This is a genomic window from Nocardia sp. JMUB6875 (genome assembly GCF_041154655.1).
Classification (GTDB): Bacteria; Actinomycetota; Actinomycetes; order Mycobacteriales; family Mycobacteriaceae; genus Nocardia.
This window is the reverse complement of record NZ_BAAFGR010000312.1, coordinates 1-4679: the sequence shown is the minus strand read 5'-3', so window position 1 is coordinate 4679 and position 4679 is coordinate 1. Positions and strand designations below refer to the sequence as shown.

Genomic DNA, 4679 nt, shown 5'->3' with positions numbered 1-4679 from the left:
GGCGAGGTGGGGGGAATGGGCTGGTCGGGTGGGGTACTCTGCGTTCGGCTGTACCGCTCGATTTCCATTCACGGGACGACAAGGACGGTACTTTCATGATTTTTCATACGCGACGCTGGATCAAGCCGCAGGATTTGAATCCGAATGGCTCGTTGTTCGGCGGGACGTTGCTGGCCTGGCTGGATGAGGAGGCCGCGATCTATGCGGCCGGGCAGTTGAACAATTCGCGGTTGGTCACGAAGTTCATCTCGGAGATCAACTTCATCAGTCCGGTTCGGATGGGTGATGTCATCGAGCTGGGGGTCGTGGTGCGCGAATTCGGTCGCACGTCGATCACTTTGGGCTGCGAGGTACGTAACAAGGGGACCGGGCAGCCGGTGCTCACCATCGAGAAGATCGTGTTCGTGAATCTGGACGAGCTCGGGGTTGCGGCCCCGCACGGTCGGGCCGAGGTCACCGAGACGCAGATGGTGTATCGGCAGCCGCTGATCGAGGCGAACCCCGGCGAGCTGCCGATGGCCACCCCGCCCACTCATGCTCGTCCACCGGTCGCCCGGCCACGCGTCGCGCCGGTCGGCGGCCCGGGCGCGTAGTCGAATCAGGCGCTGATCTTGCCCGCGGGTTCGGAAGTCGATGCGGGCAGCGGTTCCCGGGTGCGCATGGCGGCCCACAGCGCGGCGGTCGCGGCGGTGCACGCCGCCGCACCGCCGACATGCACCGCGACCAGCGCGGCCGGCACATGCGTGAAGTACTGGACGATGCCGACCAGCGCCTGGGAACCCACCAGCGCGAGCACCAGGATCAGCCGGTTGCGGATGCTCTTGTTCATGCCCACCGCGGCCAGCCCGCAGGCCAGCCCGACCAGCAGCGCCAGATACGCGACCAGCAGTTCGGCGTGCAGGTGGACCAGCGTCACGATCTCGACCTGCAGCCGCTCGACCGGCTTCTCGAGGCTCTTGTCACCGGCATGCGGTCCCGCCCCGGTCACCAGCGTGCCCGCGATGAGCGTCGCGGTGAGCGCGATTCCGCTCAACACGGTCAGCAGCCGCAGCGGCTTGGGCACCTGCACGGTGTCGATGCCGTCATCGGGCTCCCCGACCTTCGACCACAGCAGCGTCGCCAGCCACACCATCAGCATCGAGGCGAGCAGATGCACCGCGACCGTCCACCACAGCAGTCCGGTGCGCACAGTGATGCCGCCGATGATCGCCTGCAGGACCGTGCCGCCGGGCATGAGCCACGCGTACACCAGCACCTCGCGCCGCCGCCGCGCCCGCGTCACCGCGAGCACGATCGCCGCCGCGGCGAGGCTGACCACGAAAGTCAGCATGCGATTGCTGAATTCGACCACCTGATGCAGCACCGGCACCTCGGCCACCGTGGTCGGCACGAAACTGCCGGGGAAACACTGCGGCCAGGTGGGGCAGCCCAGACCCGAGGCGGTGACGCGGACGACCGCGCCGGTCACCGAGATTCCGGCCTGGGTGAGGATGACCAGGAGCGCGATGAGTCGCTGCACCCGCAGGGAAGGCATCGGGAACAGATCGGCAAGTCGCTGGAAGGCGCGAGTCAGCACGCACCGATGGTAGCCGGGACGCATTTCGCCCCGTCAACCGCCCTACTACAAGGTGTCGTTAAACACCCGGCGGCAAGGGATCTTTCGCGTCAATCGAACTTGAAGAAGCGGGTGGCCAGCCACCCGGCCAGCCCGCCCCATCCGGCCAGCACCGCGATGCCGTACCAGTCGATGCTGGTCCGCATCGCCTGTTCCAGGCATTCCGAGAGCGCTCCCGACGGGATGATTCGCGCGATCAGGCTGACCGCGTGCGGTAGGTCATCGGACATGAACACCAGGCTCGCGGTCCCCAGCATCACGAACCACAGGATGTTGGCCAGCGCCAGCACCACTTCGGCCTTGAGCGTCCCGCCCAGCAGCAACCCCAGCGCCGCGAATGTCGCGGTCCCCAGCGCGATCACCACCGCGCCCAGCGCCAGCCCGCCCAGCGACGGCCGCCACCCGAGCGCGAATCCGATGGCCCCCAGCAGAATCGACTGCAGCACCACCACGATCAGCACCGCCGAGCACTTGCCCGCGACAATGCCCCACCGCGGCAAGGGCGTCGCCCCCAGCCGCTTCAACGCCCCGTAGCGCCGATCGAACCCGACCGCGATGGCCTGCCCGGTGAACGCGGTGGACATGATCGCCACCATCATCACCGCGGGCACCACTCGGTCGACCCGGTGCTCGCCCAATCCGCTCATCGGCAGCAGCGTCAACCCGATCAGCAGCGTGATCGGAATGAACATGGTCAGCAGCAGCTGTTCCCCGTTGCGCAGCAACAGGATCAGCTCCATGCGCGTCTGCGCCGCCAGCATTTTCGCGCGCGTGGTCGGCTGCGGCGCGGGGGAGAAGGTGCCCGCCGCGAATCGGTTCACGGTCTCGCTCACCCTCGGATCTCCCGTCCGGTCAGTTCGAGGAACACGTCTTCCAGGCGGCGCTGGTCGATGCGAATGTCGGTGGGCAGCACGTCGATCCGCGCGCACCAGGCGGTCATGGTGGCCAGCACCTGCGGGGTGATATCGCCCTGCAGCAGATATGAGCCCGGCGCGGTCTCGCGCGGCGAGAACCCTTCCGGCAGAGCGGCTTCCAGCAGGGTGAGATCCAGTTTGGGTGGCGCGGTGAAGGCCAGCCGCCCCTCGGCTCCGTGCGAGGTGACCTCGGCGGGCGTGCCCTGGGCGACCACGCGCCCGTGGTCGATGATGACCAGCTGGTCGGCCAGCTGCTCGGCCTCGTCCATCATGTGCGTGGTGAGCAGCACGCTGACCCCGTCGCGGCGCAGCGCGTCGATGAGCTCCCACACCAGATGCCGTGCCTGCGCGTCCAATCCGGCGGTCGGCTCGTCCAGGAACACGATCTCGGGGCGTCCGACCAGTGCGCACGCCAGCGCCAGCCGCTGCTGCTGACCACCCGAGAGCCGCCGATACGGCGTCCGCCGAGCGTCTTTCAGCCCGAGCGTGTCCAGTAGCCAAGCGGGATCGAGGGGATTGGCCGAATACGACGCCACCAGATCGAGCATCTCCCCGGCCTTGGATCCCGGATATGCCCCGCCGCCCTGCAGCATCACCCCGATGCGCGGCCGCAGCTGATCGGAATCGGCGATCGGATCCAGGCCCAGCACCCGCACACTCCCGGCGTCGGGAGTCACGAAGCCCTCGCACATTTCGGTGGTGGTGGTCTTGCCCGCCCCGTTGGGCCCGAGCAGCGCCAGCACCTGCGCGCGTTCGATATCGAAGCTGATGCCGTCCACCGCGGTGGTCTCGCCGTAGCGTTTCACGACGCCGTCGACACGTACGGCGGGTCCGGAGGCAACGGTCACGAGGAGACACCGTAGGGCGTGGGCTGTTGTGACGGAGCCGACACCCCCGGCTGATTGCGCCACGGCAGCACATTTCGGGTCGCGAAGATGAACAGCAGCGCGATCAGAACGGTCGCCACCGCCGACTCGATGATCTGGAAAACCTCGAAGTCCGCGCCGCGCGGCATCACCAGCACGCTCACCACGACGGAGATGACCACCGCCGGCACCCGGAACGCCGGGCGGTTGGCCCACGCCGCCAGCGGGACGATGGCCCACAGCAGATACCAGGGCTGCACCACCGGGAACAGCAGCACCAGCGCGCACAGGCCCACGCCCATGGCGCCGACCGGCAGCAGTCGCCCGGTCCAGGTGGCGATGAGCATGCGCAGAATGATCAGTGCCGCCACGATTTCGGCCAAAGGCCGGGTGATGTCGAGCAGGGCCGTGGTGTGGTCGCCGAGCCCGAGCAGCACGCCGCCGAACCCGGTGATGATCCCGACCGCGGTCGGCAGCGACAGATAGCTGCGCACCTCGGTCGCGGTGCCGACGGTATTGACCCACCCGAACCCGAGCCCGCTGGCCGTACTGATCGACAGCGTCACCACGATCGCGATCGCCCCGAGCAATCCGGCCGAATACACGATGCCGCGGAACCCGTGCCCCCATCGCCGCGCCAGCGCCATGCCGACGAACCCGAGCGCGATGATCGAGGTGATCTTGATGGCCGAGGACATCGTGATGACCACGGCCCCGAAAACCAGCAGCGCCCAAGCCCGCCGATCGAAGGGATGGGTGTCGTCGATGGCCCGCAGGCAGAACTCCGTGCCCGCCAGCATCAGCCCGAGCATGATCGCGTCATTGTGCACACCGCCGACCAGGTGGAACAGCACCAGCGGATTGGCCGCGCCCAGCCACAGCGCGCTCACCGGCGCGACACCGCAGCGCCGCGACAGCCGCGGCAGCGCCCACACGATCAACGCCACGCCCGACAGCGCCAGCAGCCGGTGCAGCCACACTCCGGCAATGATGTTGTCGCCGGTGATCGCCGAGATGCCCCGGCCCATCCACAGGAACAGCGGCCCGTACGGCGCGGCCGTGGCCCGCCAGATATTGGGCACGTTATTGGTCAGCACATTGTCGAGCCCGAGCCCCTGCACCGGCCCGATCGCGTACGGGTCCAGCCCGCGCGCCGAGATCTCGCTCTGCGCCAGATACGAGTACACGTCATTGCTGAACATCGGCGGCGCGACGCTGAGCGGCAGGATCCACAGCAGCAGCGTGCGATCCATCTGTGAGCGGCTGAGCCGATGCCGCGGATTC

5 protein-coding genes are annotated in these 4679 nt (G+C 68.0%); 1 reads left to right on the top strand and 4 read right to left on the bottom strand.

Features of this window, described 5'->3' with window-relative positions; genetic code table 11:
- Positions 1 to 95 precede the first annotated feature (95 nt).
- Entirely contained in the window at positions 96 to 593 is a 498-nt protein-coding gene (locus tag ACAM49_RS38890) for an acyl-CoA thioesterase (RefSeq protein WP_369640520.1), read from the top strand.
- 5 nt (positions 594 to 598) lie between these two features.
- Here ACAM49_RS38890 and ACAM49_RS38885 read toward each other — a convergent pair whose 3' ends face one another.
- The 4 genes from ACAM49_RS38885 to mptB form a co-directional block, all read right to left on the bottom strand.
- Positions 599 to 1600 carry a heme A synthase gene (locus ACAM49_RS38885; RefSeq protein ID WP_369640519.1) on the bottom strand — a complete coding sequence of 334 codons (1002 nt, stop codon included), beginning with the start codon at positions 1598 to 1600 and terminating at the stop codon, positions 599 to 601.
- A gap of 65 nt (positions 1601 to 1665) precedes the next feature.
- Positions 1666 to 2448 (bottom strand): ABC transporter permease, encoded by a 783-nt coding sequence (locus tag ACAM49_RS38880; RefSeq protein ID WP_369640518.1) that lies wholly within the window; start codon positions 2446 to 2448, stop codon positions 1666 to 1668.
- Positions 2445 to 3377 (bottom strand): ABC transporter ATP-binding protein, encoded by a 933-nt coding sequence (locus ACAM49_RS38875; RefSeq protein WP_369640517.1) that lies wholly within the window; start codon positions 3375 to 3377, stop codon positions 2445 to 2447. The genes ACAM49_RS38880 and ACAM49_RS38875 overlap by 4 nt, the downstream gene beginning before the upstream one ends.
- Positions 3374 to 4679 (bottom strand): polyprenol phosphomannose-dependent alpha 1,6 mannosyltransferase MptB (gene mptB, locus ACAM49_RS38870; RefSeq protein WP_369640516.1); only part of this gene is annotated, 1306 nt, incomplete at its 5' end. The genes mptB and ACAM49_RS38875, both read right to left, overlap by 4 nt.

What these genes read in the sequence shown, in the direction of transcription:
- ACAM49_RS38890 (WP_369640520.1), top strand. Translation starts at nt 96, where the DNA reads ATGATTTTTCATACGCGACGCTGGATCAAGCCGCAGGATTTGAATCCG.
- ACAM49_RS38885 (WP_369640519.1), bottom strand. Translation starts at nt 1,600, where the DNA reads ATGCGTCCCGGCTACCATCGGTGCGTGCTGACTCGCGCCTTCCAGCGA.